The sequence below is a fragment of the Klebsiella sp. K-Nf6 genome, from assembly GCF_002806655.1.
In the GTDB taxonomy this organism is placed as follows: domain Bacteria; phylum Pseudomonadota; class Gammaproteobacteria; order Enterobacterales; family Enterobacteriaceae; genus Klebsiella; species Klebsiella variicola.
In genome coordinates this window covers 202,819-228,939 of sequence record NZ_PIBN01000001.1, presented here as the reverse complement: position 1 = coordinate 228,939, position 26,121 = coordinate 202,819, and the positions used below count along the sequence as shown (strand labels likewise).

Here is a 26,121-nt window from a genome sequence, read left to right as displayed (position 1 = left end):
AGCCACTCCTAGGGATAGACAAACTGGTTCCAGGTGACAGGCGCGCGATCGTTCACTGCCGCCTGCAGGGAAATATTGCCGGCTGTTTTTGGGGTAATGGATAACCACACCGACATCGGCAAGCGGTTGGCCGTTTGCTGATACACGAGGTATAATTTCCCCTCGGCGCTGTACATTTTATCCGGCTGTGGGCGGATATCACCGACCTGGTAGCGCGATAAAAACGGGGCGGTGAAGCTGATAATGTTTTCATTCCCCCCATCGGGTTTAATCTGGATATTCACTTCGGTTTCACTCATCAGTCTGGCATAGCGTTGATAATCGACGCTTAATTCACCTGTGTCACTTTCCCGGTGCGCTTCACTGAAATAACCGGAGGACCACAGACCGCTTAGTGCGGTAAGAATGATGAGACTCAGAACAATTATTCCATAGCGCCGGAATCGATATTCGAAGCGTAGTGCTCGTTCATTTTCGTCAACGATGGGACAATCCTGTTGATTCTTAATCATTATTATTTCCCCCGCGTTTCGTTTCGGCAACAGCGTAACGATAAGGACATTCTTATATTAGTCGATACCAGAACAATTGACTTTGTAAAAGTGGATAGCCTCAGCCAGGCTTTATTCTAATCACTTATAAAATGACGGAGGGATGATGAAAAAATTAGCGCTCGCTATGGCCTGTGTACTCGCCGTGGGTATTGCACAGGCGGAGGATAAGGGCGGTTTTAGTCAGGATGCCGCACCGCCGCCGCCGCACAAACTGGATGACGGCTATCGCGGCGTCGAGGATGGCCGGATCATGACCGTTGAGCAGGCGAAAACCATGCACGATGGCGCGACTATTTCACTGCGCGGTAATTTGCTCACCCGAGGGGAAAATGACCGTTATCAGTTTCGCGATAAAAGCGGCACCATCACCGCCATCATTCCGGCCGCCGCTTTTAACGAACAGCACGTAGAGCCTGACGATCTGGTCAGCATCAACGGCAGCCTCGATCGCAAAATGACGCCGCCGGTGGTGCGTGTCGATCGTCTGCTCAAGCAGTCGCCTAAGTAACCTACGCAAGCGGAGAATACCGATATGAGTAAACAAGGCGAGCAGGGCGGAAAGCATCCTGCGCGAGAAGCGCCTGCCGAGCATGGCGAAGTGCCGCGTAAACGGGACGACAGCAAGGACGACAAAACCGATCCTTATCATCCACACGATGGCCGTTAGCGAGGCTGACCACGAGATCCTTAAGGGCACAGTGATGCCCAGGCCGCAGAAAAGGCGCAGGTTCGGCATCACGCACTATACTTTTTGTTCGACATCATCACAGGAGGAGTCACATGGCGATTCATAAGAAAGGGCTGGCGCACTGGGAAGGCGATCTGAAACATGGCAAAGGCACCGTGTCGACAGAGAGCGGGGCGCTGAGCCAGCAGCCCTACGGCTTTAACACCCGTTTTGAAGGGGTGAAAGGCACTAACCCTGAGGAGCTGATTGGCGCCGCGCATGCCGCCTGTTTCTCAATGGCTCTGTCGCTGATGCTCAGCGAAGAGGGCTATACCGCAACGTCAATCGACACGACGGCGGTGGTCACCCTCAATAAAACCGACGGCGGCTTTGCGATAACCGACATCGCGCTGCAAAGTCAGATTGTTCTGCCGGACGTTGCGCCGGCGGCGTTCGATGAGATCATTCAGAAAGCGAAGGCCGGTTGCCCGGTATCGCAGGTGCTGAAAGCCAATATCACCCTCGACTACCAGCTGAATCCGTAAGCTGTCGTGCCCGCGTGCAGCGGGCACCCTCTCCGCGATATCTCTCCCTGCCTGCCCAATAGTGGTATCTTTTGTCCTTTAGTTGAACGTAAGGGACACCATCATGATCGGCATTCGCGGGATGATCGAGGCGCAGGTGCTCGGCCTGACCGGCATGGCGCTAAAAGAGATCGATTTTGAACAGCCTAAAGGGGAGCCAGGGCTGTTTGGTCCGCAGTCGGCCATCTGGCAGGTACACGGCGATTTTACCTCGATGCTCTGCGGCGGCATCAGCGCGCTGCTGCTGCAGATGCTGCATCCCCTGGCGCTGGCCGGCGTCTGGGATCACTCCCGTTTCCGTGAGGACATCTTTGGCCGCCTGCGCCGTACCAGCCAGTTTATTTCCGCCACCACCTTTGCCACTACCCCCGACGCCGAGCGGCTCATCGCCAAAGTGCAGGGGATCCATCAGCGGATCGGCGGGGTGGATAAGGACGGAACGCCTTATCAGGCCAGCGACCCGGCGCTGTTGACCTGGGTGCACGTCGCCGAGTGCAGTCGCTTTATGGCCTCCCACCTGCGCTACAAGCGGACGGTGGTCAGCGCCGAGCGCCAGGAGGACTATTTCCGCGAGTCGGCGGAAATCGCCCGCCGGCTGGGGGCCCAGGACATCCCTCAGACGCCGCAGGAAGTGGCGGACTATCTCGAGGCGATGCGTCCGCAGTTGCGCTGTGACGAACGTACCCGGGAGGTAGCCGAGGTGCTGCTCTCTACTCGTCTGCCGGGTAGGCTGAGCCAGCCGGTGGGTCAGGTCATGATGCGCGCCGGGATCGATCTGCTGCCGGAATGGGCGCAGGAGATGCTGGGGCTGCCGCTCACGCCGCTGCAGCGGCGCACGACGCGCCTGATGGTGCATGGCGTGGCCCGTGTGCTCCGTGCCTCGGTACGCAACGGCGCCTGGCATTGCGCCATGCGCCGGATGGAAGTGGAGTGAAGGTCACTCCGCCTTGCCCAGCTGTCGGGCAATCAGTGCCTCCAGGCTGCCATCCGCCCGCCACTCGCTGAGCGCGTCATTCACCGCGTTGAAGCCAGCGACATCCGCCCTGGCGACGCAGATGGCCTGCTGGATCTCGGTAAAATTATCCGCCAGTACCCGCACCCCAGCGTGCTGACGGGCTGCCGCCTCCAGCGGCTGTCGGATACCGGCGACCATATCCCCTTCACCGGCGAGGAAGGCGTCAATGGCTTCCTGCGAGGAGGGAAGGCGATTCAGGCTGGCGTGCTGCAGATGACGGGTTAACCACAGATCGTAAGCGGCGTTTTGCCCGACGTTAATGATGGTTGCCGGGCGATCCATGTCAGCCACGCTCTGGCAGGGCGAATCGGCTCTCACCAGCGCGGTCCCCTTGATGGTGATGTAGGGAGGCGTAAAACGCAGGGTCGCTTCCCGGGCCGGGTCGATGGCCAGAAACGCGATGTCCCAGTGATCACCGCCAGCGTCAGCCACCACTTTTCCGGCGGCAGGATAGGGGACGAACTCGGCGGCGACGCCCCAGCGCGTCGCCAGCCGATGGCTAAGCTCGACGGTGAGGCCTGCGGGCTCCCCCGTCTCCCCGAGATGGGCCAGGACCGCGTTGCCCAGGTTAATGGCAAAACGCAGCCGGGATGAGGTGATCTCTGACATCGCTGACTCCTGTGGTGGTGAAGAGAAAGTGGCCCGACCTGCCGGGCCAGTCATAAGATAGCCCATCCGCGCGCGGTTGTACCTGTCCTGCCACCCTTTCAGAATATATTAATAATCGACAGCGCCGATATCGTTAAACGGAAAGGCAATGGCTTTTATATTGTTAAGCATAAACTCAGCTTGTCAGTTTATTCTTCCCGCTCACAAAGGGAGAGAAATAATGACACAACATAATTTTGAAAATGATAATAAATATCATGAGCGTTCGATGCAGGCGCGAAAGAGTACCCTTATTAGCGTGGTGGTCAATATTTTCCTTTCCGTGTTTCAGGTTGTGGTGGGAATATTCTCTGGCTCACAGGGGTTGATTGCTGATGGGATGCACTCTTTTTCCGATCTGGTCGCCGATGGGGTGGTGCTGGTGGCGAATAAAAAGAGCCGTCGCCCCTCGGACCACGATCACCACTATGGACACTGGCGCTACGAGAATGGCGCCTCGCTGATCCTCGGCGCGATCCTGGTGCTGGTCGGGGTCGGCATGCTGTGGTCCGCGACAGGTCACCTGGTGCAGCCGCAGACGATTCCGGCGGTGCACAGCGTGGCGCTGTGGATGGCGCTGGTGGCGCTGGCCGCCAAGGAGGGTCTGTTTCGCTATATGCTGGCGGCTGCCACGCGGCTGAATTCGTCGCTGCTCATCGCCAACGCCTGGCATGCCCGCTCCGACGCCGCGTCATCTCTGGTGGTGGCGCTGGGGATTATCGGTAATCTGGCTGGGTTCGCCTGGTTCGATCCGCTTGCCGCGCTGGCGGTGGGACTGCTGATCACCCGCATGGGCTATCGTTTCGCCGCCACGGCGCTGCACGATTTAATGGACCGCGCCGTCGATGAAGAGACGCAGCGGGCGATCGCCGGCACGCTGCAGTCCACGCCGGGCGTGGCGGGTCTGCACGATTTGAAAACCCGTAAGGCGGGGGATCTGGTGCTGGTGGATGTCCATCTCGAGGTGGCGGGAGAGATGTCGGTAGCCGAGGGACATCAGATTGCCCGTCAGGCGCGGGAGCGGGTCCTGGCGCAGCATCCGGTGCTCAATGTGATGGTGCATCTCGATCCCAGCGCGCTATGCGGGGCTGACGAAAGCGGCCTGGCGCCCCCGGTGTCCTGAAGCGACAATTTTATTGGCTCAGCGGCTATTTTTTCCCTGAGCCTTAATTGCTGGCGTAACGCGCCCGCGCATCGATTGCCTGAAATATAAAAAAGGCCCATACTAAAAACGCCATTACCATCGCTAAATAATGGCGAAGATCTGCCCATCGCAGTTAACGATAAAATAAACCAATCGGTTCATAGATAATCTCTATTCTTTATTCAGAGATAATGACCAGAGCGGTAATTCAGGAAGTCAGACAATGATCATTCGGCCAGAACAACACTGGTTTCTTCGCTTATTTGACTGGCACGGCTCCGTGCTGTCGAAAATCATCTTTCGTCTGCTGCTTAATGTGCTGATGTCCATCATCGCCATTATCAGCTATCAATGGTACGAGCAGCTGGGGATCCACTTAACGGTGGCGCCGTTCAGCCTGCTGGGGATTGCGATTGCGATTTTTCTCGGCTTTCGCAACAGCGCCAGCTACAGCCGGTTCGTCGAAGCGCGCAATCTGTGGGGGACGGTGCTTATCGCCGAACGTACGCTGGTACGCCAGTTGCGCAATATCCTGCCGGCCGAACACGATGTCCATCGCCGCATCGTCAGCTATCTGGTGGCCTTTAGCTGGAGCCTGAAGCACCAGCTGCGCAAAACCGATCCGACGGCTGACCTGCGGCGGCTGCTGCCGGATGACAAGGTGGCGGAGATCCTCGCCAGCTCAATGCCCACCAACCGGATCCTGCTGCTGGTCGGCAACGAAATTGGCCAGCTGCGGGAGGCGGGCAAGCTCAGCGACATCACCTACGGGCTGATGGACAACAAACTCGATGAGCTGGCGCACGTGCTGGGCGGTTGTGAAAGGCTGGCGACCACCCCGGTGCCATTCGCCTATACCCTGATCCTGCAGCGCACCGTGTACCTGTTCTGCACGCTGCTGCCGTTCGCGCTGGTCGGCGATCTGCACTACATGACGCCGTTTGTCTCGGTGTTTATCTCCTACACCTTTTTGTCGTGGGATTCGCTGGCGGAAGAGCTGGAAGATCCTTTCGGTACCGCCGCCAATGATCTGCCGCTGAACGCCATGTGCAATACCATTGAGCGCAATCTGCTCGACATGACCGGTCAGCATCCGCTGCCGGAGACGCTGCGTCCGGACCGTTACTTCAATCTGACCTGAATCAGACCCACCGGGCGGTTTCCGCTGCCCGGTCATCGCTTTCCCGTGGGTCTTTTATCCGTCAGCGCACAGCGACGATAACCGCGAAAATTTGCAAATAAGTTAAATTTAACACCTGATAGATAACATCAATTATACAGATTTGTTGTGTATGTTATTATTCAGTTAACAAACGCAGTACCTACGCTTTCCCATCGTACTATCCTTGAGAAACCGCATCCTAATCAGGTGACGCCGTGCTAACCACGCCACGTCGCCCGGGGCCGTCGTACGCCTTTTTTCAGGCTGCGGCGGCCAGAACAGAGCAGCAGGAGTTAAAAGATGACCAATAAAAGACGCGCGGTGCCCGGTGTTCACCCCTATGATGGCCCGGCAGGCGGGTGGGGCGCGCTGAAGGCCACGGCCATCGCTGTGCGCACCCAGATGGATGCCTTCGAGGCGCCCGCCACGCTGCTGCGAACTAACCAGCCGGATGGGTTTGACTGCCCGGGCTGCGCCTGGCCGGATAAAGAGCATAAATCCACTTTTCAGTTTTGCGAAAATGGCGCCAAAGCCGTGACCTGGGAAGCGACCACCAAACGGGTGACGCCCGCGTTCCTCGCGGCCAACACCGTGACCTCCCTGCTGGCGAAGAGCGATTTCGAACTGGAGGGCTACGGCCGCTTAACCCATCCTTTAGTCTACGACCGCGCCAGCGATACCCTGCGTCCGGTGGCGTGGGAGCAGGCCTTCGCCCGCATCGGCGAGATCCTTCGCGGCCTGCAGCCTGATGAGGTCGAGTTCTATACCTCTGGCCGGGCGTCCAATGAGGCGGCGTGGCTGTTCCAGCTGTATGCCCGCGAGTATGGCACCAACAACTTCCCCGACTGTTCCAACATGTGCCACGAATCCACCAGCGTGGGCCTGCCGCAGTCGATCGGTATTGGCAAAGGCACCGTCTCCCTCGACGATTTTGACCAGACCGAACTGGTGATTTCCATCGGCCATAATCCGGGCACCAACCACCCGCGGATGATGGGCACCCTGCATGAGCTTTCCCGCCGCGGCGTGCCGATTATCGTTTTTAACCCGCTGCGTGAGCGGGCGCTGGAGCGTTTTGCCGACCCGCAGAACGTGATGGAGATGGCGACCCGGCGCTCGACGCCGATCGCCTCGACCTACTACCAGGTGCGGGCCGGCGGCGACGCGGCGGCGCTGAAAGGGATCGCCAAAGCGCTGCTGCAGCTGGAGGAGGAGCAGGGCAATGTGCTCGACCACGCGTTTATTGCCCAGCATACCCAGGGATTCTCCGCCTTCGCCGAGGATCTGCACGCCACCCGCTGGCAGGATATCGAACAGGAGTCCGGCCTGACGCGTGGATCCCTGACCCAGGTCGCCGTGGCTTACGCCAAATCCAGGGCCACCATCGTCACCTACGGCATGGGTATCACCCAGCATAACAAAGGCACCTCCAACGTCCGTCTGATTGCCGACCTGCTGCTGATGCGCGGCAACATCGGCAAGCCGGGAGCGGGGATCTGTCCGCTGCGCGGCCACTCAAACGTGCAGGGAAACCGCACCGTTGGGATCAGTGAAAAACCCTCCGCGGCCTTCCTCGACAGCCTGCAACGGGTAATGGGGATTACGCCGCCGCGGCATCATGGCCACGATGCGGTAAAGGCCCTGGAGGCCATGATCGCCGGTGACGCCAAAGCGCTGATCTGCCTCGGGGGCAACTTTGCCGTGGCGATGCCTGACCACGAACGCGCCTTCCCGGCGATGCGCGGCCTTGAGCTTAGCGTTCACGTCGGCACCAAGCTCAACCGCTCGCACCTGCTGACGGCGAAAGAGACCTTTATTCTGCCGTGTCTGGGCCGCACCGAGCTTGACCTGCAGGCCAGCGGCCGGCAGTCGATCACCGTCGAGGATTCGATGTCGATGGTGCACGCGTCGTCGGGCAAGCTTAAGCCCGCTTCGCCGACGCTGCGCTCGGAGCCGGCGATTGTCGCCGGTCTGGCGAAGGCCACTCTGCCGGCCAGCAAAGTGGACTGGCTGTATCTGGTGGAAGATTACGACCGCATTCGCGATCGGATCGAACAGACCATTCCGGGGTTCGAGGAGTATAACCAGCGTATTCGCCATCCCGGGGGCTTTCGCATGCCGCTACCGCCGACCGAGCGCATCTGGCCAACGGCCACCGGTAAAGCCATGTTCTCGGTCTTCAAAGGGGTGCATGAGAACGTGGTGGTGGAGGGCGAGGACGTGATGCGCCTGGTGACGCTGCGCAGTCACGATCAGTACAACACCACCATCTACGCGATGGATGACCGCTACCGCGGCGTTTTTGGCCGCCGCGATGTGCTGTTTATGAATGAACATGACATGGCTGCCCAGGGGCTGGAACATGGCGATCGGGTAGATATTCATACCGCGCTGCCAGACAGCGAGCTGACGCTGGAAGATATCACGGTGGTAGCCTACGGCATCGCGCCCGGCACCGTCGGGGCCTATTATCCGGAAGCCAACGTGCTGGTGCCGCTGAACTATCTGGATGAAGAGAGCGGCACCCCTTCGTATAAGTCGGTTCCCGTTCGCCTGACGCTGCGCTCGAAAGAGATCCGCCCGCTGGCCGGCGTGCGCTAAAAGGTAGTGTGCAGGGCGGCATCTCGCCGTCCTGCGCCCCCGCGCCTTGTATATCCTCGCTTGAATTTATCGCTAGTGAAACTAACATTCTGGTAACCTGTGCGCGGCCCCGGGGGTGAACGGCGGGGTTCAAACGGGAAAGAGAATGGATATTAAGCAACTCAAGTATTTGATCGCGCTCGATCAGACGCGCCATTTTGGCCAGGCGGCGGCGGCCTGCCATATTACTCAGCCGACCCTCTCCATGCGCATTCGTAATCTGGAGGAGGAGCTGAACCTGACGCTCATTCAGCGCGGCCAGCGCTTTGAGGGTTTTACCCCTGAAGGTGAGCGGATCCTGGCCTGGGCGCGGGCGGTGCTGGCCGCCCATGATGGTCTGGCGGCTGAGGCGGCGATCTGCCGCGGGCAGATGGTCGGTCAGCTGCGGGTCGGTATGGTGCCGCTGGCGAGCCTCAATCCGATGCAGTTGATTAAACCCCTGGCGGAGAAATACCCGGCGCTGCAGTTCAGCCTGTTGTCGATGACCTCGGAGCAGATTATCGATGGCGTCAGCCGTAACCAGTTGGATCTGGGCATTTGCTATCTGCAGCATCTGGACCAGCGCCTGTTTAAGGTCGCCCGGTTGCCGCAAACCCGGATGGGGCTCCTGCATGATAAACGCCATTTCGACTTCAGCGGTGGGACGCCGGGGTGGGAGGCGCTGTCGACGTTGCCCCTCGGCTTTCTGACCAAGGGGATGCACTACCGTGAATCCATAGAAATCAGCTTTAAGGCCAAAGGGTTAACGCCGAAATATGTCTTTGAAAGTGATTCGACGTTTCAGATAATCCAGGCGGTGCAGGCGGGGATCTGCTGCGCCATCATGCCGCTTAACAACGGCCTCGAAGCGCTCAGCGATAATCTTGACATTCTGCCGATCGCCGAAACCCAGGTCGATTCACAGCTGGCGCTGATTATGCGCCAGCAGGAGCCGGTATCAACCCTGGCGGAAAAATGCTTCGCCGAGGCGCAGGGGATTTTTGGCTGAGGCCAGCCCCTGCGACAGCCGTCAAATATTCTCCAGACGAATACCCCGCGTTTTGGGGCCGAAGATCCCTACCGACAGCATCACCATCAGCATACTGACGACGATAAAGCTAATCACCCCCGGCGTGCCGGCGTATTGCAGAATAATGCCGATCAGGATGCTGGTGACTGCGGTGGAGAGTCGGCTGAACGAGTAGCAGAAGCCGACGGCGCGGGCGCGAATATGGGTCGGGAAGACCTCGGCCTGGTAGGCGTGGTAGCTGATGGTCAGCCAGGCGTTGGACCAGGTGATCATAAACCCGCAGATCACCAGCAGGATCGGGCTGTTTTGCAGGGCGAACAGGGTCCCGAAGATGACGGTCATCAGCGCGGAGAGGACAATCTGCCACTTGTTCTCAAAACGATGCACGAAGCGGGTGCAGAACAGGCAGCCCAGCGGATAGGCGAGGGTGATAAAGAAGGCGTACAGCAGACTGTGGGTGATGCTGGCTCCCTGACCGGAGAGCAGCGCCGGCAGCCAGTTGCCGAAGCCGAAGAAGCCGATCGCCTGGAAGAAGTTCATCACCATCAGCATCAGGGTGCGCTGCCGATACTGCGGCGCCCAGATCTCGCGGAAGGTGCCGCGTTTGACGACGCTCTGTGCCGCATGCGCATGCTTCGGCGACGGCGTCAGACCACAGCGGGCTTCCATCTCACTCATCACCGCATGCGCGTCATCATGCCGCCCTTTGCTTTCCAGCCAGCGCGCTGACTCCGGCAGCTTTTTGCGGATAAACCAGATCGCCAGCGAGAACAGCGCGCCAAAGATGATCACCCAGCGCCAGCCGCTGAGGCCGAAGAGGGTGGTCGGCACCAGCATCCAGGACATCAGCGCCACCGCCGGAACCGACAGGAACTGGATGAAGAAAGCGAAAGCAAAAGCTTTATTGCGCAGATGGGTTGGCATCCATTCGCTGAGGTAGGTGTCAATGGTCACCAGCTCAATGCCAAGGCCGATCCCCACCAGAAAGCGGAAAAAGATCACCCCTTCCGCGCTGCTCTGCGTCGCCATCAGCAGCGAAAAGAGGCCGTACCAGGCGAGCGCCACCATAAACGTCAGACGGCGCCCCAGCCTGTCCGCCAGCGGCGCTAACAGACTGGCGCCAATAAACAGCCCCATAAAGGTGGCGGAAGCAAAGGCCGCCTGATCGGCAATCCCGAATATCCCCGCCTGCCCGGTGTGGAAAATCCCGTCGGCCAGCAGCCCTGCGCTGATATACCCGGTCTGGAAAAGGTCGTAGAGCTCGAAGAAGCCACCGAGGGAGAGCAGGGTGATAAACGACCATAACCCGACGGAGGCGGGCAGCGCATCAATGCGCCCGGTTAAGCTGGCGTGCGGTTGTCCTGGCGAGGCATAAGGCGCGCCGCCGAGAACCTGGGTGGTAGACATGGTGTTGTATTCCTCAGGATGAATGGTTTGCCTGCTAATGTTAATTGATTGTTAATAGTTTTAAATTTTTAATCCTACGCGTTAGCCGCAATCTTTAGCGCAAGATCGCGCGGTACAACGTGAATAATGCGATTCATGCTGGTTTTCGCCGCATGCCAGGCGAAGAATTGAAGTAAATCACCGCGGACGGTATTTCCCGTTGTGCGATTCGCCAACCCGCGGGAAAGCGGCTAGAATGGCCTCCTCGCAGGAGGTTAAAAGAATGTTAAACAATGGACGTATGGCGTCGAATGCTGAGCAGACAGAGACGACGACTGAGTTTCGCTTTACCCGTGTGATGGCCGAGCAGGCGGCGCGGGCGCGTCTGACGCTTGATGACGATCAGCTGTCGCTGATCGCTCGCCTGGATGCACTGGGCCAGCAGCTGTTGTCCGCGGCGGGTACGCCGCAGGGGTTGTATGTCTGGGGACGGACCGGGCGGGGGAAAAGTTTTATCCTCGACCACTTTTTTGCCAGCCTGCCGCTCGCCGCCCGGCGTCGGGTCCATTTTCATCACTTCTTCCGCGAGCTACATCAGCGGCTGAATGCCCCCGGGGCGCCCGACCTGCAGGCGGTGATGAGGCAGATGACCTCTGGCTGTCGCCTGCTGTGCTTCGACGAATTTCATCTTCACGACCCCGCCGACGCGATGCTGATCAAGGTCTTACTGGAGCATCTCTTTCAGCGCGGCATTGTGCTGTTGGCGACGTCAAACTATCCACCGGAGATGCTGCTGCCCAATCCGCTATATCACGATCGCTTTTTACCGTCGATCGCGCTGATCCGCGCCCACCTGGCGGTCGTCGCGCTGAACGGTGAGGAGGATTATCGCCAGCGTCATCTGAGCGTCGATAATGCCTTCTGCAGCGGGCGGATGTGGGTTAATCCGAATGCACAACAGCGTCAGCTGTACGATCTGCCGTCGCTGCCTGCCGAACCGGTTTCGCTGGCGGTAGGTTATCGCACCCTGCTGGCGGCCGCGGCGTCACCCACTCTGCTCCACTTCACCTTTGCCCAGCTCTGTCAGGCCGCCACGGCGGTGATGGACTACCTGTCACTCAGCGAAAGCTATACCGTCTGGTTACTGGACGAGGTGCCGCCGCTGGCTACGGTGGGGCCGGCGGCCCAGCAGCGCTTTATTAACGTGATTGATGTGCTGTATGAAAAGCAGATCCGCTTGCTGTTGGTGACCTGCTGTGATCTGGAGACGCTGGTGGCCGGGGTGGAGCTGGAGGATATTCAGCGCACGCGGAGTCGCCTGCAACAGTTGCCGCGGGCGGTGTGAGAAAAACGCCCCGGCGGGATACCGGGGCGGGGGGATTACAGATCGAAACGGTCGAGGTTCATCACCTTGGTCCAGGCGGCGACGAAGTCATGGACGACCTTCTGCTGCCCGTCGGCGCAGGCATACACTTCCGCCAGCGCGCGCAGTACAGAGTTGGAGCCAAACACCAGATCCACGCGGGTGGCGCTGTACTTCGCTTCACCGGTTTTACGGTCGCTACCGGTAAACAGCTCCGCGTGGTCATCGGCCGCTTTCCAGACGGTGGCCATATCCAGCAGGTTGACGAAGAAGTCATTGCTGAGCACGCCGACGCGGTCGGTAAATACCCCGTGTTTGCTGCCGTCGTAGTTCGCGCCCAGTACGCGCAAGCCACCGACCAGCACGGTCATTTCCGGGGCGGTTAGCGTCAACTGCTGGGCTTTATCGATCAGCAGGGTTTCTGTCGATACACCGCCTTCGATACGGCGATAGTTGCGGAAGCCATCCGCCAGCGGCTGCAGCAGATCAAACGACTCGACGTCGGTCTGCTCAGGCAGGGCGTCGACGCGGCCTGGGGTAAACGGCACGTTAACGCTGACGCCGGCGGCAGCGGCCGCCTGCTCAACGCCGACCACGCCAGCCAGCACGATAATATCGGCCAGCGACGCTTTGCCGGAGGCGCGCTGGATCGCCTGCAGAGTCGGCAGCACACGGCTGGCGATAGCATTGACCGGCCAGTCTTTCTGCGGAGCGAGGGCCAGTCGTGCACCGTTGGCGCCGCCGCGCTTATCGCCACCGCGGAAGGTGGAGGCGGACGCCCAGGCGACCGAGACCAGCTCACTGACCGACAGGCCGGCGCCGGCGATGGCGGTTTTCAGGCTGGCGATATCCTCAGCGCTCGGCTGGTGGGTCGCTGCCGGCAGTGGATCCTGCCAAATCAGATCTTCTTTCGGCACTTCCGGACCGAGGTAACGGGATTTTGGCCCCATATCACGGTGGGTCAGCTTGAACCACGCCCGGGCAAACGCCTCGTTAAAGGCCTGCGGATCGTTGAGGAAGCGGCGGGAGATCTTCTCAAACTCCGGGTCGAAGCGCAGGGTCAGGTCGGTGACCAGCATGGTCGGTTTGCGCTTTTTCCCCGGATTAAACGGATCCGGGATAATTTCCGGCGCGTCTTTGGCTTCGAACTGGATAGCGCCAGCCGGGCTGCGGGTTTGCACCCATTCGTATTTAAACAAGTTCTCGAAGAAGTAGTTGCTCCACTGGGTGGGCGTCTGCGTCCAGACCACTTCCAGACCGGAGGTGATGGCATCCGCACCTGCGCCGCTGCCGTAGCTGGAGTGCCAGCCCAGACCCTGCGCTTCCAGCGGGGCGGCTTCTGGCTCGGCGCCGACGTGGCTGGTTTCAGCTGCGCCGTGGGTTTTGCCCAGCGTATGGCCGCCGGCGATCAGGGCGACAATCTCTTCATCGTCCATCGCCATATTGCCGAAGGTGGCGCGAATGGCAGCCGCGGCGGACAGCGGCTCGCCGCTGGCGTTCGGTCCCTCCGGGTTAACGTAGATCAGCCCCATTTCGGTGGCGCCGATGGCCTGTTTCGCCAGGCTTTCCGGGTGACGGTGGGCCAGCCACTCTTTCTCATCGCCCCAGTCGACGTCCAGATCCGGTTCCCAGACATCTTCACGACCGGCGCCAAAGCCAAAGGTGCGGAAGCCGGCGTTTTCCAGAGCGACGTTACCCGCCAGCATGTAAAGATCGGCCCAGGAGATTTTCTGGCCATATTTCTGTTTTACCGGCCACAGCAGGCGACGGGCTTTATCGAGGCTGACGTTGTCAGGCCAGGAGTTCAGCGGTGCAAAGCGCTGCTGCCCACGGCCCGCGCCGCCGCGACCGTCAACGGTGCGGTAGGTGCCGGCGCCGTGCCAGGCCATGCGAATAAACAAGCCAATATAGCTACCCCAGTCTGCCGGCCACCACTCTTGCGAGTCGGTCAGCAACGCTCTGAGGTCAGCTTTCAGCGCGGAGTAGTCGAGCTTTTTAAACTCTTCCCTGTAGTTAAAATCCTCACCCAACGGGTTGGAACGACTGGAGTGCTGGTTCAGCAGATCGACACGCAGCTGGTTAGGCCACCAGTCGCGGTTGCCGGTGCCGCTGCCGGCGCTCTGTTTTGGCGTCTCGGCGTGGAAAGGGCACTTCCCGGCGGATGCGTTGTTGGATGGGTCGTTAGACGTGCTCATATCAGGCTCCGTTTGCTTTTGTGAATGCCATTACGATATACACTGCTACCAATAAGCGATATTTGAATGAGTCTACGGATTTAATAGCTAATTCCGTTCAACGAAGGGCGAAATACCCTCTCATGGGACCTGGCGGATCCAGGGTGTAAAATAAACCTCACCATTAACCATAGACGTAACGAGACGGCAAAGGAAACGATCTGCAGCATTCTGGCAATCGGAATGCTAATTGTTTGAGATATGACAATTTTACTGCGAGAAAAAGATGAGGGTTGTCTGTTGAGCAACCGTTGCGAATGTCCGGTGCAGGGGTTGTTGCCTGACACAGAATAAGCTAATACTTAGGCACCATGTGACTGGCGCTAAAGACAGAATACTGTTGGGGAGCATGGTCGCCGTCGCCGCGCGCCTGGGCATTACCGATATCTGGAGATAAGTTATGCCTGAATTCGCTTCATTAATGGCCTTTGCCGCGGTGGCGCTGGGGTTGGTGTTAACCCCAGGCCCCAATATGATGTATCTCACTTCGCGGTGCGCGATTTACCCGCGGACAGTGGGCGTAAGCTGTTTCTGATGGGATTTATCACCAGCCTGGCGAACCCCAAAGTTGCCATCATGTATTTGTCCCTGCTGCCGCAGTTTATCACCCCCGGACTCGGCAGCGTGCTCAGTCAGTCGTTAATATTAGGCTGTACCCAGGCGATCATCAGCGTAGCGGTGAACGGCATGATTATCTTGCTGGCCGGGCAGGTGGCGCTATTTCTTGGGCGGCGGCCGGGCTGGCAACAATTTCAACGCTGGCTGATGGCGACGGTACTGGCCGGGATGGCGGTAAAGATCGCTTTTGAGGCCAGAAAATAAGCGGGTTGATCGTGTAAACAGATGCCAGCCGTCCCCGTTGCTGGCTAACCTCACACTCTGATGCCTTTCTCCTGCACAGAAAGGCTTCCCACGCTCTAACATGCTGAAACATTTCTGCCAGATCATTAGCAACCTTTCAGTAGGGCTGGCGCCGCGATAAGGCTATGCTTCCCGGCCGTTACGCTGTTGGCTTTTCTTGTGATTCAGGTGATGTACCGCTAATGCCCCTTTTGAGAGATGAAATTCGCGACCACTCCGCGGAAGAGATGCTGTTTATCCGCCGGGCCGCAATTGCTTTTCTGCTGGTGGTGGTCTGCTTTGGCGTGCTGATCGTCAACCTCTACCATCTGCAGGTGGAGCAGCATGATTTCTACCAGACCCGATCGAACCAGAACGACATTAAGATGCTGCCCATTGCCCCCAGCCGCGGGCTGATATTCGATCGCAATGGCATTCCGCTGGTGCAGAACATTACCCTGTATCGCCTGCAGGTGATCCCGAGCAAAATTCCCGATATGACCGCGCTGCTGCAAAGCCTGACGCCGATCGTCGACCTGACGCCGGATGACATCGCCAGCTTCCGCGACGATATGCACCACAACAGCCGCTATAAAGCGGTGACGCTGAAGTCCGACCTCAGCGACGTGGAGGTGGCGCGCTTCGCGGTTAACGAATTCCGTTTCCCCGGCGTGACGGTGGAGAGCTATCAGCAGCGCGAATACCCGTACGGCGCCGAGCTGGCGCACGTGGTGGGCTATGTGTCGAAAATTAACGACAACGACCTGCAGCGGCTGGCGAAAGACGGCGAAGAGGAGAACTATGCTGCCGACCACAATATCGGCAAGCAGGGGATCGAGGGCTATTACGAAAAAGCGCTCCACGGCACCACTGGCTATCAGGAAGTGGAGGTCGATAACCACGGCCGGGTGGTGCGTCTGCTGAAAGAGGTACCGCCGGTGGCCGGGAAAAACCTCTATCTGACCCTCGACCTGCACCTGCAGCAGTATATTGAGTCGGTGCTGAAGGGGCAGCGGGCGGCGGTGGTGGTGGTCGATCCCCGGGATGGCGGCGTGCTGGCGATGGTCTCCAGCCCCAGCTACGATCCTAATCCGTTCGTCAAAGGCATCGGCTATCAGGCCTATAAATCGCTGCTCGATAATCCGGACCGGCCGCTGATCAACCGCGTCACCCAGGGGCTGTATCCCCCGGCCTCGACGGTGAAGCCCTATATGGCGCTGTCGGCGCTCTCCGCAGGGGTCATCACCCCGAACACCACCTTCTTCGGCGCGCCGACGTGGACGCTGCCGGGCACGCAACGCCGCTACCGCGACTGGCTGAAGACCGGCCACGGGATGCTCAACGTGACCAAAGCCATCGAAGAGTCGGCTGACACCTTTTTCTATCAGGTCGCTTTCGAGATGGGCATTGACCGGATCCATGAGTGGCTGAGCAAGTTTGGTTACGGCCAGTCCACCGGCATCGACCTTAATGAGGAGTATGCCGGCGTACTGCCCAGCCGGGAGTGGAAACAGCGGGTGCATAAAAAGCCCTGGTATCAGGGGGACACCATCTCGGTCGGCATCGGCCAGGGGTACTGGATCGCCACGCCAATTCAGATGGTGAAGGCGCTCACCACCCTGCTGAACAATGGCAAGGTGCAGGATCCGCATCTGCTCTATTCGATGAAGCAGGGCGATCATGTGGAACGTTATCAGCAGCCGGCGAACCTGCCGCAGGTGGGCGATCCGAAATCGCCGTACTGGGGCATTGTGCGCAACGGCATGTATGGGATGGCGAATCTGCCCAACGGCACCGGCTACAAGCTGTTCCATACCGCGCCGTACCAGATCGCGGCGAAGTCCGGCACCTCGCAGGTGTTCAGCCTGAAGCAAAACCAGACCTATAACGCCAAAATGATCCCGGTGCGTCTGCGCGACCATATCTTCTATACCCTGTTTGCCCCTTATCAGCATCCGAAGGTGGCGATGGCGCTGATCCTGGAGAACGGCGGCGGGGATGGGGTGGTGGCCGGACCGACGGCGCGCGCCATTCTGGACCACATCTTTGTTCCGCAGCAGGCGTCATCCGCGGCGGCTGACGTGCCGCAGCGTGACAGCGCCGATGCCCAGTAAGCGGCTGGACTTATTCCGGACGCGCATCGTTCATAGATATTGGTTATTTGTCCCGCGGCTTTCCGGGCGGCATAGTGATGGCAGGAACATGACCCGGAGCGAGGAGGAAGGGTGACACGTAACCGATTATTGCTGGTTCAGACCGGCACGCCGCCGGCAGCCATCCGCGAGGAGCATGGCGATCTGCCGCACTGGTTCCGTACGCTGCTGGCGCCGTGGCAGGCGCAGCTGACCGCGGTGCGGGTCTTTGAAGATGAACCGCTGCCGGCGCCGGATCGCCAGACCGTGGCGGTTCTCACCGGTTCGTGGGCAATGGTGTCCGATCGCCTGGCATGGAGCGAACGGACCGCCGACTGGATCCGTCAGGCGGTGGCTATCGGCATGCCGCTGTTCGGCGTCTGCTATGGTCATCAACTGATGGCCCATGCGCTGGGCGGTGAGGTGGCTTACCATCCTGCCGGGCGGGAAAGCGGCAGCAAAACGATTGCGCTTTCGCCGTGGGGTGTCGATGACCCGCTGCTGAGCGGCCTGCCAGCGACATTCCCCGCGCATTTGAGCCATTTGCAAACCGTGACCCGTTTGCCGGAGGGGGCTACTGTGCTGGCCGCATCCTCCCACGATCCCCACCAGATTGTGCGCTACGGGCCGCAGGCGGTCTCCACGCAGTTTCACCCGGAATTCACCGCGCCGATTGCCCGCTCGCTGATCCGCTACCGGGAGGCGGTGCTGCAGGCGGAAGGCATCGACCCACAACAGTTACACGACGAGGTCCAGGAGAGCCCGCAGGCCGCGGCGATCCTCACCCGCTTCGTCAGCGACTTTCTGACCCCGGATGCCCCGGCCATTAACTCCCTGTCGTGAACAGCACTCGCCAGCGGCGACGCCGGCGGGTCATCTCACGCCACAGGGCGACCACCTCTTCAACGCGCAGCGCGTCAGCCGCCTGCGGCGTCACCCCCGGCAAGTTATACTCCTGGCGCAGCGCGTCCAGGGCGCGCACCTTCGGCGGTACCCGGGTGCGAGCCTGAGCGGCCAGCTGCTGCTGTAACAACCTGAAGGTCGCCTCATCCATGGGGTCCAGCTGGCGCAGAAAGGTTTTACAGCAGCGGAGGAGTTCTCCGGGACGGCGTTCCGGGGACTGGAGCGCCATCAGCAGCCCATCGCGATCGGCAACGCGCTGATAGCGGCAGCTCACCACATAGCCTATCTGCTGCTCCACCCGCAGGTGCTGGAAAAACGGCGGCTCGCAGAACTGCGCCAGCACCCGCAGGGCCGCCAATGAAGCGCCTTCCGGCAGCGGAAGAAAGACCAGTAGCGCCGTGTCGCCCCGGGGATAAGCCAGCCGCTCGACGCCGCCGCGGCAGGGGGCCGGAGCGGGCATCGGCGGATTAACCGGGACGGTAAGCCGGCTCAGCTGACGCGCTACCCACTGCGCATCTTTCGCGCTGCCGCCAATCAGGGCCGCCAGCCAACCTTCCTGGTGCGCTGACGTACCCAGCCGTTCGGGGAGCTGGGCCATGAGATGACGGATCGCAATACTCTCCGGCGGTGGGGGCAGCGGGGCGACCGGGAGCGCGAGATGCCGCACGATGGCCTGCAGAATCGCCTCCGGCCGTTGGCCGGACGCAGGCAACTGCAGGATCAGCTGCCAGCTACCGTCGAACAGATGCCACTCGCCGTGTCCCCCGGCATGGCGCAGGGCGGCAAGCAATGGACGCAGCTGTTCCCTGCGCGCCAGCCCTTCGGCCGGCGTGGGCGAGCAGTAGAAGGGCGGTCGCAGCAGGAGCGTCGGCGGCTCTTCCGGTGACGGGAGGTGACGCAGTGGCGCGGCTTCCGCCGGGCTTTCGGCCACGAGCTCGCCAGCGGCCTGCGGATAAAAAGCGAATGCCAGCGCCGGGTCAGAAACCGGACGTGGCGACCAGCGGCTGAGCGGCAGGCTAAAGCCCTGGGTGGCTACCGTTGCTCCGGGGGGCAGCGTCTGGCAGGCCAGGCTGACCGCGGGGGCGGCCAGCAGGGCGGCGCAAAAATCGGCGAACCCGGTGGGCGGCGCCCCGGGGGCAAAGCCGAATGCCCGCTGGCGCAGCTGATCGAGGGGCGACAGCGCCTGAAAACGGCGCCGGGACAGCTGATAGTAGTGTTGCTGCTGCTCAGGCGTCGTCTGCTGTAGCGCCTGCAACCAGTGGGTTATCTGCCGGTCGACCTGTTCCGGCCGGTCGCTGGCGAAAATCAGCGCCAGCCAGCCGAAGTGCTGATCCTGATACAACCAGTTCAGCGTCACGTCCTCGGCCAGCCCGCGCTGGCGCAGGCCGGCCATCAGACTGCCTGGGGCTTCATCCAGCAAAAACTCGCGCAGTAACGTGACATTGTCACTTAAGGCGATCAGCGGACAGCGCCACAGCGCGGGCTGGCTGGAGACGGCCAGCTGCTGTTCAGGGGGCTCGCCCAGACTGATCGGCGGCGCCGGCGGCGGTGCCTCGCCCGCAGCAAGCCCGGCGGCGAAACGCGCCGCCAGTTCGCCGAGGAGCTCCAGCGGCTGCGGTCCCTGCAGCCAGAGTTGCATCCGGCGGGCGACGTAGTGGCTATGGTGAAAGTCGCGTAAGGCCGCCTGTAGCGCGAGGAAATCCCCCCCCAGCGACCCGGCGTCGCCCACCTGAAAGCGGCGAAACGCCGCGGGCGCGATGGCGGCGTGGCGCACGGCGGCTTCCCGTCGCGACGGCTCATGCTGTTGGATCAAGCGGTTTTCAGCGTCGATAACCGCGACTTCGCGTTGAATATCGGCCCTGAGCAGCAGCGGCGCCTGCAGCATCTCCTGCAGGCGCGCGACGCCGTCAGCCAGGCCCTCGGCGGCGACCTCGAAAAAGAAAGCGCTGTGGCGGGCCAGGGTGGTGGCATTCACATTCCCTGTCTGGCGCTGCACCCAGCCCATCAGCCGTTCATCATTGCGGTAGCGCTCACCGCCGTAAAACAGCAGGTGTTCCAGCAGGTGCGCCAGGCCGGGGAAGCGCGACGGTTCGTGGTGGCTGCCGGCGGCAACCCGCACCAGGGCCGCCGCGCGATCGGCCTGCGGCTGATGAACCAGGGTGGCCTGCAGGCCGCCCGGCAGGGTGACGGTGCGGGTCGCCAGCGTCATTACAGTTCCCGGGTTTTGTAGATCAGCTGCGAGCGGGTACGGTTGCGGAACTGCAGCTGGCTGACTTTGATGTCGCTGCAGGCCGCTTCGCGCCGGGCCTCAAGGATTTTGTGATGATGTGGGGATTTGCTGCACACCGGATCGGCGTTATCGGCGCTGCCGGTCAGCATAAAGGCCTGACAGCGGCAGCCGCCGAAGTCTTTCTCTTTTTCATCACAGGAGCGGCACGGCTCCGGCATCCAGTCATACCCGCGATAACGGTTGAAGCCGAACGAGTCATACCAGATCGATTCCAGACTCTGCTCCAGCACCGACGGGAACGCCACCGGCAGCTGGCGCGCGCTGTGGCACGGCAATGCAGTGCCTTCCGGGGTGACGCTAAGGAAAATCGATCCCCAGCCGCCCATACAGCCTTTCGGGCGTTCCTCGTAATAGTCCGGGGTGACGAACAGCAGGTTGGTGAGGTTACCGCTGGCGGCCATTTTCTGCCGGTAATCGGCGACCACCTGCTCGGCGCGGGCGATCTGTTCCCGGGTCGGCAGCAGCCCTTCGCGATTAAGAAACGCCCAGCCGTAAAACTGGCAGGTGGCGAGCTCGACGTCATCGGCTTCCAGCTCAATGCACAGCTCGATAATTTTATCGAGCTGGTCGATGTTATGCCGGTGGAGGACGAAGTTCAGCACCATCGGGTAGTCGCGCGCTTTCACCGCTCTGGCCATCGCCAGCTTCTGCTGGAAGGCTTTTTTATTGCCGGCGAGAGCGGCGTTGAGCACCTCATCGCTGGCCTGGAAGCTAATCTGGATATGGTCCAGCCCAGCCTCGCTGAAGGCGTCGAGTTTGCTCTCGGTTAGCCCAATTCCCGAGGTGATCAGGTTGGTATAGAACCCGAGGTCGCGCGCGGCGCGGATCAGCTCCGGCAGATCTTTACGGGTCAGCGGCTCGCCGCCGGAAAAGCCCAGCTGTACGCTGCCCATCGCTCGCGCCTGGCGAAAGACCGCGATCCATTGTTCGGTGGTCAGCTCCTTTTCCTGCCGGGCGAAGTCCAGCGGATTGGAACAGTAGGGACACTGCAGTGGGCAGCGGTAGGTCAGCTCCGCCAGCAGCCACAGCGGCGGATTGACGGCGGGTTTATTCTGGCTCACGGCAGGTGATCCACTTCTGTTGACAGGCGATCTGCAGGAACTCGACGACGTCGTCATCGACGCCGCCGGCTTCCGGGAAACGTTCGTTAAGCATGGCGATAATCGCCGCGACGTCGCGCCGGCCATCGACCAGCTCGAGGATCGCCGCGGCGGTCTCATTGAGTTTAGCCATTCCCTCCGGATAGAGGATCACATGGCTCTCCTGGGCGGCTTCCCACTGCAGGCGGTAGCCGCGACGAAAGGCAACGATGGACGTTTTTTGCATGATTACACCAGTCGGGTCGTGTGCCAGGCCGCCTTGTCAGTGACCGTATGATAGGGCGGGCGCTGCAGAGCGTAGGCCATGGTCATGGCATCGAGCATCGACCACAGGATGTCGAGCTTAAACTGCAGGATCTCCAGCATCCGGTTCTGTTTTTCAGCGCTGTCGCAGTAGGTCTTCGCCAGCGCCAGACCATGCTCAACGTCGCGGTTGGCCTGGCTCAGACGACTGCGGAAGTAAAAATAGCCTTCCTCTTTGATCCACGGATAGTGCTGTGGCCAGCTGTCGAGGCGCGACTGATGGATCTGCGGGGCGAACAGCTCGGTCAGGGAGCTGCAGGCCGCCTCCTGCCAGCAGGCGCGACGAGCGAAATTAAGATAGGCATCCACCGCGAAGCGCACGCCGGGCAGCACGTGACGCTCGCTGAGCAGGTCGTCGCGGCTCAAACCGACCGCTTCCCCCAGCCGCAGCCAGGCTTCAATCCCGCCATCTTCGCCGTGGCTACCGTCGTGGTCGAGGATCCGCTGCACCCATTTGCGCCGGGTCTGCGCATCCGGGCAGTTGGCCATAATCGCCGCGTCTTTCAGCGGAATGGTGGTCTGGTAATAAAACCGGTTCGCCACCCAGCCCTGAATTTGCTCGCGGGTCGCTTCGCCGTTATGCATGGCGATATGGTAAGGGTGGTGAATATGGTAGAAGGCGCCTTTGGCCCGCAGAGCCTCTTCAAAGGCCTGCGGCGACAGCGTGTCGGTGATCAGCATGCGGTATCCTGAAGGGTGATAGCCATCCCGTCCCAGCTCACTTCAATCCCCTGTTGCGTTAGCGCCTGGCGCTGGGGAGACTGCTCGTTAAGGATCGGGTTGGTGTTATTAATATGAATGAGAATTTTGCGTTTTGCCGGCAGGGAGGCCAGCAGGGCCATCATCCCGTGCTCATCGCCGAGCGCCAGGTGGCCCATATCGCGACCGGTATTGCGCCCGACGCCGGCGGCCTGCAGCTCGTCATCCTGCCAGACGGTGCCATCGATCAGCAGACAGTCCGCTTTTTGCAGCCACGGCAGGAGGGCTTGATCCGGTTCACCCAGCCCCGGGGCATAGAACAGCGTCTGCCCGTTGCGGCGGTTTTCGATAAACAGCGCCACGTTATGGCCCGGCAGCGGCCGGTCGCGATACGGCGAATAGGGCGGCGCGTTGCTGGCGATAGGCACTGCGGTAAACTGCAAATCAGGACAGGCGTCAACGGTAAAAGGCTGCTGCGGGGCGATGGGATGATGCACCAGGCCGCCGTTCCAGTGCCGCAGCATGGTAAACACCGGGAAGCCGGTGGAGAGATCCTCATGAACCTCCGGGGTGCACCACACCTGGTGCGGGCAGCCTTCGCGCAGGCTCAGCAACCCGGTGGTGTGGTCGATCTGGCTGTCGGTGAGAATAATGCCGCCGATAGACGTCCCGCGCAGCACGCCGGGTTTATTTAACTCGGGGGTATGGGCAATCTGCTGGCTGATATCCGGCGAGGCATTGCACAGCACCCACTCTTTGCCGTTATCGCTGACGATGATCGACGACTGGGTGCGGGCGCTGGCCTGAATGGTGCCGTTGCGCAGGCCCTGACAGTTGGCGCAGTTGCAGTTCCATTGCGGGAAACCGCCGCCGGCGGCGGAGCCGAGGACTTTAATTAACATGAAGACGGACCGGGTAATGAATGAAGATGCCCGCGCGAACGGCGGGCGGGGCGACTAGCGGTTAGAAATGTACAGCGTCACTTCCAGACCGAGACGTAAATCGATAAAAGCAGGTTTCTTCCACATGTTTTGTTCCTCTTAAAAATGACGACAGGCCTCACGGATAATGGTGGATCTGTGACGGCTGCCGCATATTGCGCTTCACCGGGAGAGAGATCAACCCGGAATATGTAAGGAATTAACTTTATGTTTACAATATAACCTATTGTTGCCAAACATTTTTTAATACCCGTAGCCAGTTGTTCCACAACAGCTTATCCAGCACCAATTGATCATAGCCATTGTCCCGCAAGGCATTGATAAGCCGCGGTAAGCCGGCCACATCGCCCAGCTCGTCCGGCAGGGTGATGCCGTCAAAATCCGAGCCGAGAGCCACATGATCCTCACCCATTATGTTAATAAGATAGTCGATATGCCGGACAATGGTGGTTAAGGGCGTGTCGCTGTCACGCCGTCCGTCGGCGCGCAGGAAAGCATTGCCGAAATTGACGCCCACTACGCCGCCGCTGTCGCGGATCGCCCGCAGTTGCCGGTCGGTCAGATTGCGCGGCTGCGGGCAGAGGGCGTGGGCATTGGAGTGGGTGGCCACCAGCGGGGCGGTGGAGTGGCGGGCGGTATCCCAAAAGGCCTGTTCATTCATGTGCGAAACATCGATCTGCATCTTCAGGGCGTTGGCCTGAGCGATGAGCGCGATGCCCTCGCGAGTGAGACCTGGCCCGCTGTCCGGACTGCCGGGAAAGGCGCCGGTGACCCCGCAGCCGAAGCGATTGGCGATGTTCCAGAACGGACCAATGCTGCGCACCCCGGCGCGATAAAAGGCCTGCAGATCTTCGCCTTGCGCGTCGAACCCGCCGGCGCCTTCGATGTGCGCCACCATCGCCAGCGCGTTATCCTGCCGACAGCGTTCGATATCCGCCGCGCTCAGGCACAGCCGCGCGCGGCTAGCGTCATGGGCGCAAATCGCCTTGAGGATAGCCAGCTGCTGCCAGAGGATCGCCAGCGGATCCCACGCCTGGCTGGCGTACTGCGGCGCCACGCGGGCAATATACTCCTGCGGCGGTACAAAGAGGGCGAACAAGCCGCCGGCCAGCCCGCCCTGGCGGATACGCGGATAGTCGAGATGGCCGTTTTCTATCCCGGCAAAGAAGGCGCTCACCGGATCCTCGCGATGGTGAAGCCAGAGATTCAGCAGCAGGTCATTGTGACCATCAAAAATCGCCATAGCGGGTTCCTGCGTTCTTAAGTGGTGAAAAATGCCTGCCACGGTAACGGATTTATGCCCCGGGGCAAGCAGAAATTCACATGCCCGCAACAATTGCCAACCTCGACTCTGTATCACACTGTATCCCGCGGCGCAGCGCTGACATTAAGAGATAAAAACGGCCCCGGTCGGGCACATGGCAGATACAAATTTCCGCTTAACTGGTCACGTACTCTCTTGATGATGATAAAAGGTGAGAAAGTGATGAACAGATTATCCCTGATCCGCTATACCAGCGCCGCGGCGCTGGGGTTATCCACCCTGTGGTCCGCTGCCGTTTGCGCCGCGGAAGACGCGGGGGCGTTCGACAAGATCCACCAGATCCGCGCCGGCGACCTGAATATAGGCTACGTGGATATCGGCCCGCGCGACGGCCAGCCGGTGATCCTGCTGCACGGCTGGCCCTACGATATTCAGAGCTATGCTCAGGTGGCGCCGGCTTTAGCGCAGAAGGGTTACCGGGTCATTGTGCCGTATCTGCGCGGCTACGGCACGACCCGTTTCCTCTCCGCCAGCACGCCGCGTAACGGTCAGCCGTCGGCGATGGCGGCCGATATTGTCCATCTGATGGACGCCCTGAACATCAGGCAGGCGGATCTGGCCGGTTTTGACTGGGGCGCGCGCACGGCGGATATCGTCGCCGCGCTGTGGCCGCAGCGGGTGAAATCCCTGGTCTCGGTGAGCGGGTATCTGATCAGCAGTCAGCAGATTGGCGAAAAACCGCTGCCGCCGCAGGCGGAGCTGTCGTGGTGGTATCAGTTCTATTTTGCCACCCCGCGCGGCGAAGCCGGTTACCGGCAGAACACCCACGACTTTGCGAAATTTATCTGGCATCAGGCGTCGCCGCAGTGGAAATTCAGCGACGCGACTTTTGCCAGAACCGCCCGGGCGCTTGATAACCCGGACCACGTGGCGATCACCATCAGCAACTACCGCTGGCGCCTGGGGCTGGAGAAGGGGGAAGCGAAGTATGCCGGCTATGAACAACGGCTGGCGGCGCTGCCGCTGATAACCGTGCCCACCATCACCCTTGAAGGGGCGAATAACGGCGCGCCGCATCCGGCTCCCGCCAGCTACCGGGCTAAATTTACCGGGAAATATGAACACCGGGATCTGCAGGGGGCGGTGGGCCATAATCCGCCGCAGGAGGACCCGGCAGACTTTGTCCAGGCGGTGGTGGACGCCGACCGTTTGTAACCCGCACCTTGCCGGCGGCGCGACGTTG

The 26,121-nt window shown here is 60.5% G+C and carries 22 protein-coding genes, 2 pseudogenes and 1 riboswitch; of the genes and pseudogenes, 13 read left to right on the top strand and 11 right to left on the bottom strand.

The genetic code is table 11. The features are described from left to right. Window positions 1-8: 8 nt before the first annotated feature. Window positions 9-512: a hypothetical protein gene (locus CWM61_RS01080; protein WP_100630531.1), complete on the bottom strand. Its 504-nt coding sequence runs from the start codon at window positions 510-512 to the stop codon at window positions 9-11. Between the two features lie 145 nt (window positions 513-657). Here CWM61_RS01080 and CWM61_RS01075 point away from each other — a divergent pair, with 145 nt between their 5' ends. The 4 genes from CWM61_RS01075 (at window position 658) to CWM61_RS01065 (ending at window position 2,739) form a co-directional block, all read left to right on the top strand. Next, window positions 658-1,062 (top strand): YdeI family stress tolerance OB fold protein, encoded by a 405-nt coding sequence (locus CWM61_RS01075; RefSeq protein WP_074385752.1) that lies wholly within the window; start codon window positions 658-660, stop codon window positions 1,060-1,062. 24 nt (window positions 1,063-1,086) lie between these two features. Then, on the top strand, window positions 1,087-1,221 hold the full coding sequence (locus CWM61_RS28950) for a hypothetical protein (RefSeq protein WP_074385753.1): 135 nt from the start codon (window positions 1,087-1,089) through the stop codon (window positions 1,219-1,221). Window positions 1,222-1,334: 113 nt separating this feature from the next. Continuing rightward, entirely contained in the window at window positions 1,335-1,766 is a 432-nt protein-coding gene (locus tag CWM61_RS01070; protein ID WP_008804765.1) for an OsmC family protein, read from the top strand. A gap of 103 nt (window positions 1,767-1,869) precedes the next feature. Then, the gene (locus CWM61_RS01065; protein ID WP_074385754.1) at window positions 1,870-2,739 is read left to right on the top strand and encodes an oxygenase MpaB family protein; all 870 of its coding nucleotides are present in this window, start codon (window positions 1,870-1,872) and stop codon (window positions 2,737-2,739) included. 3 nt (window positions 2,740-2,742) lie between these two features. Here the strand turns inward: CWM61_RS01065 and CWM61_RS01060 are convergent, their stop codons facing one another. Continuing rightward, window positions 2,743-3,429, bottom strand: coding sequence for an ABC transporter substrate-binding protein (locus CWM61_RS01060; RefSeq protein ID WP_100630530.1), 687 nt, complete (start codon window positions 3,427-3,429; stop codon window positions 2,743-2,745). Between the two features lie 220 nt (window positions 3,430-3,649). Here CWM61_RS01060 and CWM61_RS01050 point away from each other — a divergent pair. The 4 genes and pseudogenes from CWM61_RS01050 to CWM61_RS01035 form a co-directional block, all read left to right on the top strand. Next, window positions 3,650-4,571, top strand: a pseudogene (locus CWM61_RS01050) (cation diffusion facilitator family transporter); the annotation flags it as partial. Window positions 4,572-4,835: 264 nt separating this feature from the next. Then, window positions 4,836-5,753 carry a bestrophin family protein gene (locus CWM61_RS01045; RefSeq protein WP_012968132.1) on the top strand — a complete coding sequence of 306 codons (918 nt, stop codon included), beginning with the start codon at window positions 4,836-4,838 and terminating at the stop codon, window positions 5,751-5,753. Window positions 5,754-6,074: 321 nt separating this feature from the next. Continuing rightward, window positions 6,075-8,375: an FdhF/YdeP family oxidoreductase gene (locus tag CWM61_RS01040; RefSeq protein ID WP_100630528.1), complete on the top strand. Its 2,301-nt coding sequence runs from the start codon at window positions 6,075-6,077 to the stop codon at window positions 8,373-8,375. 145 nt (window positions 8,376-8,520) lie between these two features. Continuing rightward, window positions 8,521-9,402 carry a LysR family transcriptional regulator gene (locus CWM61_RS01035; protein WP_061154484.1) on the top strand — a complete coding sequence of 294 codons (882 nt, stop codon included), beginning with the start codon at window positions 8,521-8,523 and terminating at the stop codon, window positions 9,400-9,402. A 21-nt stretch (window positions 9,403-9,423) separates the two neighbouring features. Here CWM61_RS01035 and CWM61_RS01030 read toward each other — a convergent pair whose 3' ends face one another. Beyond that, window positions 9,424-10,830: an MFS transporter gene (locus tag CWM61_RS01030; RefSeq protein ID WP_074385757.1), complete on the bottom strand. Its 1,407-nt coding sequence runs from the start codon at window positions 10,828-10,830 to the stop codon at window positions 9,424-9,426. Window positions 10,831-11,092: 262 nt separating this feature from the next. Between CWM61_RS01030 and zapE the strand changes: the two genes are divergently transcribed. Further along, window positions 11,093-12,154 carry a cell division protein ZapE gene (zapE, locus tag CWM61_RS01025; RefSeq protein ID WP_100630527.1) on the top strand — a complete coding sequence of 354 codons (1,062 nt, stop codon included), beginning with the start codon at window positions 11,093-11,095 and terminating at the stop codon, window positions 12,152-12,154. 35 nt (window positions 12,155-12,189) lie between these two features. Here the strand turns inward: zapE and katG are convergent, their stop codons facing one another. Further along, the gene (gene katG, locus CWM61_RS01020) at window positions 12,190-14,367 is read right to left on the bottom strand and encodes a catalase/peroxidase HPI (RefSeq protein ID WP_074385759.1); all 2,178 of its coding nucleotides are present in this window, start codon (window positions 14,365-14,367) and stop codon (window positions 12,190-12,192) included. 342 nt (window positions 14,368-14,709) lie between these two features. Then, window positions 14,710-14,789: riboswitch (ZMP/ZTP riboswitch) on the top strand. Window positions 14,790-14,806: 17 nt separating this feature from the next. Between katG and CWM61_RS01015 the strand changes: the two are divergent. The 3 genes and pseudogenes from CWM61_RS01015 to CWM61_RS01005 all read left to right on the top strand — a co-directional run bounded on the left by CWM61_RS01015 (window position 14,807) and on the right by CWM61_RS01005 (window position 18,221). Then, window positions 14,807-15,228 (top strand): annotated as a pseudogene (locus CWM61_RS01015) (LysE family translocator). A 221-nt stretch (window positions 15,229-15,449) separates the two neighbouring features. Then, window positions 15,450-17,360 carry a penicillin-binding protein 2 gene (gene mrdA, locus CWM61_RS01010; protein ID WP_043875224.1) on the top strand — a complete coding sequence of 637 codons (1,911 nt, stop codon included), beginning with the start codon at window positions 15,450-15,452 and terminating at the stop codon, window positions 17,358-17,360. 111 nt (window positions 17,361-17,471) lie between these two features. After that, complete coding sequence (locus CWM61_RS01005) at window positions 17,472-18,221, top strand: glutamine amidotransferase (protein ID WP_012968138.1); 750 nt, start codon at window positions 17,472-17,474, stop codon at window positions 18,219-18,221. Here CWM61_RS01005 and pqqF read toward each other — a convergent pair. The 7 genes from pqqF to CWM61_RS00970 all read right to left on the bottom strand — a co-directional run bounded on the left by pqqF (window position 18,205) and on the right by CWM61_RS00970 (window position 24,857). After that, window positions 18,205-20,490, bottom strand: coding sequence for a pyrroloquinoline quinone biosynthesis protein PqqF (pqqF, locus tag CWM61_RS29645; RefSeq protein WP_100630526.1), 2,286 nt, complete (start codon window positions 20,488-20,490; stop codon window positions 18,205-18,207). The two genes, CWM61_RS01005 and pqqF, sit on opposite strands and share 17 nt — an antisense overlap. Then, window positions 20,490-21,632, bottom strand: a complete 1,143-nt coding sequence (pqqE, locus tag CWM61_RS00995) for a pyrroloquinoline quinone biosynthesis protein PqqE (RefSeq protein WP_074385764.1) — start codon at window positions 21,630-21,632, stop codon at window positions 20,490-20,492. The genes pqqF and pqqE overlap by 1 nt, the downstream gene beginning before the upstream one ends. Further along, window positions 21,619-21,897, bottom strand: coding sequence for a pyrroloquinoline quinone biosynthesis peptide chaperone PqqD (gene pqqD / locus CWM61_RS00990; RefSeq protein ID WP_008804779.1), 279 nt, complete (start codon window positions 21,895-21,897; stop codon window positions 21,619-21,621). Before pqqD ends, pqqE begins: the two co-directional genes overlap by 14 nt. A gap of 2 nt (window positions 21,898-21,899) precedes the next feature. After that, window positions 21,900-22,655 carry a pyrroloquinoline-quinone synthase PqqC gene (gene pqqC / locus CWM61_RS00985; protein ID WP_008804780.1) on the bottom strand — a complete coding sequence of 252 codons (756 nt, stop codon included), beginning with the start codon at window positions 22,653-22,655 and terminating at the stop codon, window positions 21,900-21,902. Continuing rightward, window positions 22,649-23,575, bottom strand: coding sequence for a pyrroloquinoline quinone biosynthesis protein PqqB (gene pqqB, locus CWM61_RS00980; RefSeq protein ID WP_100630525.1), 927 nt, complete (start codon window positions 23,573-23,575; stop codon window positions 22,649-22,651). The genes pqqC and pqqB overlap by 7 nt, the downstream gene beginning before the upstream one ends. Window positions 23,576-23,629: 54 nt before the next feature. Further along, the gene (gene pqqA / locus CWM61_RS00975; RefSeq protein ID WP_002905689.1) at window positions 23,630-23,701 is read right to left on the bottom strand and encodes a pyrroloquinoline quinone precursor peptide PqqA; all 72 of its coding nucleotides are present in this window, start codon (window positions 23,699-23,701) and stop codon (window positions 23,630-23,632) included. Between the two features lie 136 nt (window positions 23,702-23,837). Next, window positions 23,838-24,857, bottom strand: coding sequence for a dipeptidase (locus CWM61_RS00970; protein WP_100630524.1), 1,020 nt, complete (start codon window positions 24,855-24,857; stop codon window positions 23,838-23,840). Between the two features lie 243 nt (window positions 24,858-25,100). On the opposite strand from CWM61_RS00970, the gene CWM61_RS00965 reads away from it, so the two are divergent. Continuing rightward, window positions 25,101-26,093 (top strand): alpha/beta fold hydrolase, encoded by a 993-nt coding sequence (locus CWM61_RS00965; RefSeq protein ID WP_100630523.1) that lies wholly within the window; start codon window positions 25,101-25,103, stop codon window positions 26,091-26,093. Window positions 26,094-26,121 lie beyond the last annotated feature (28 nt).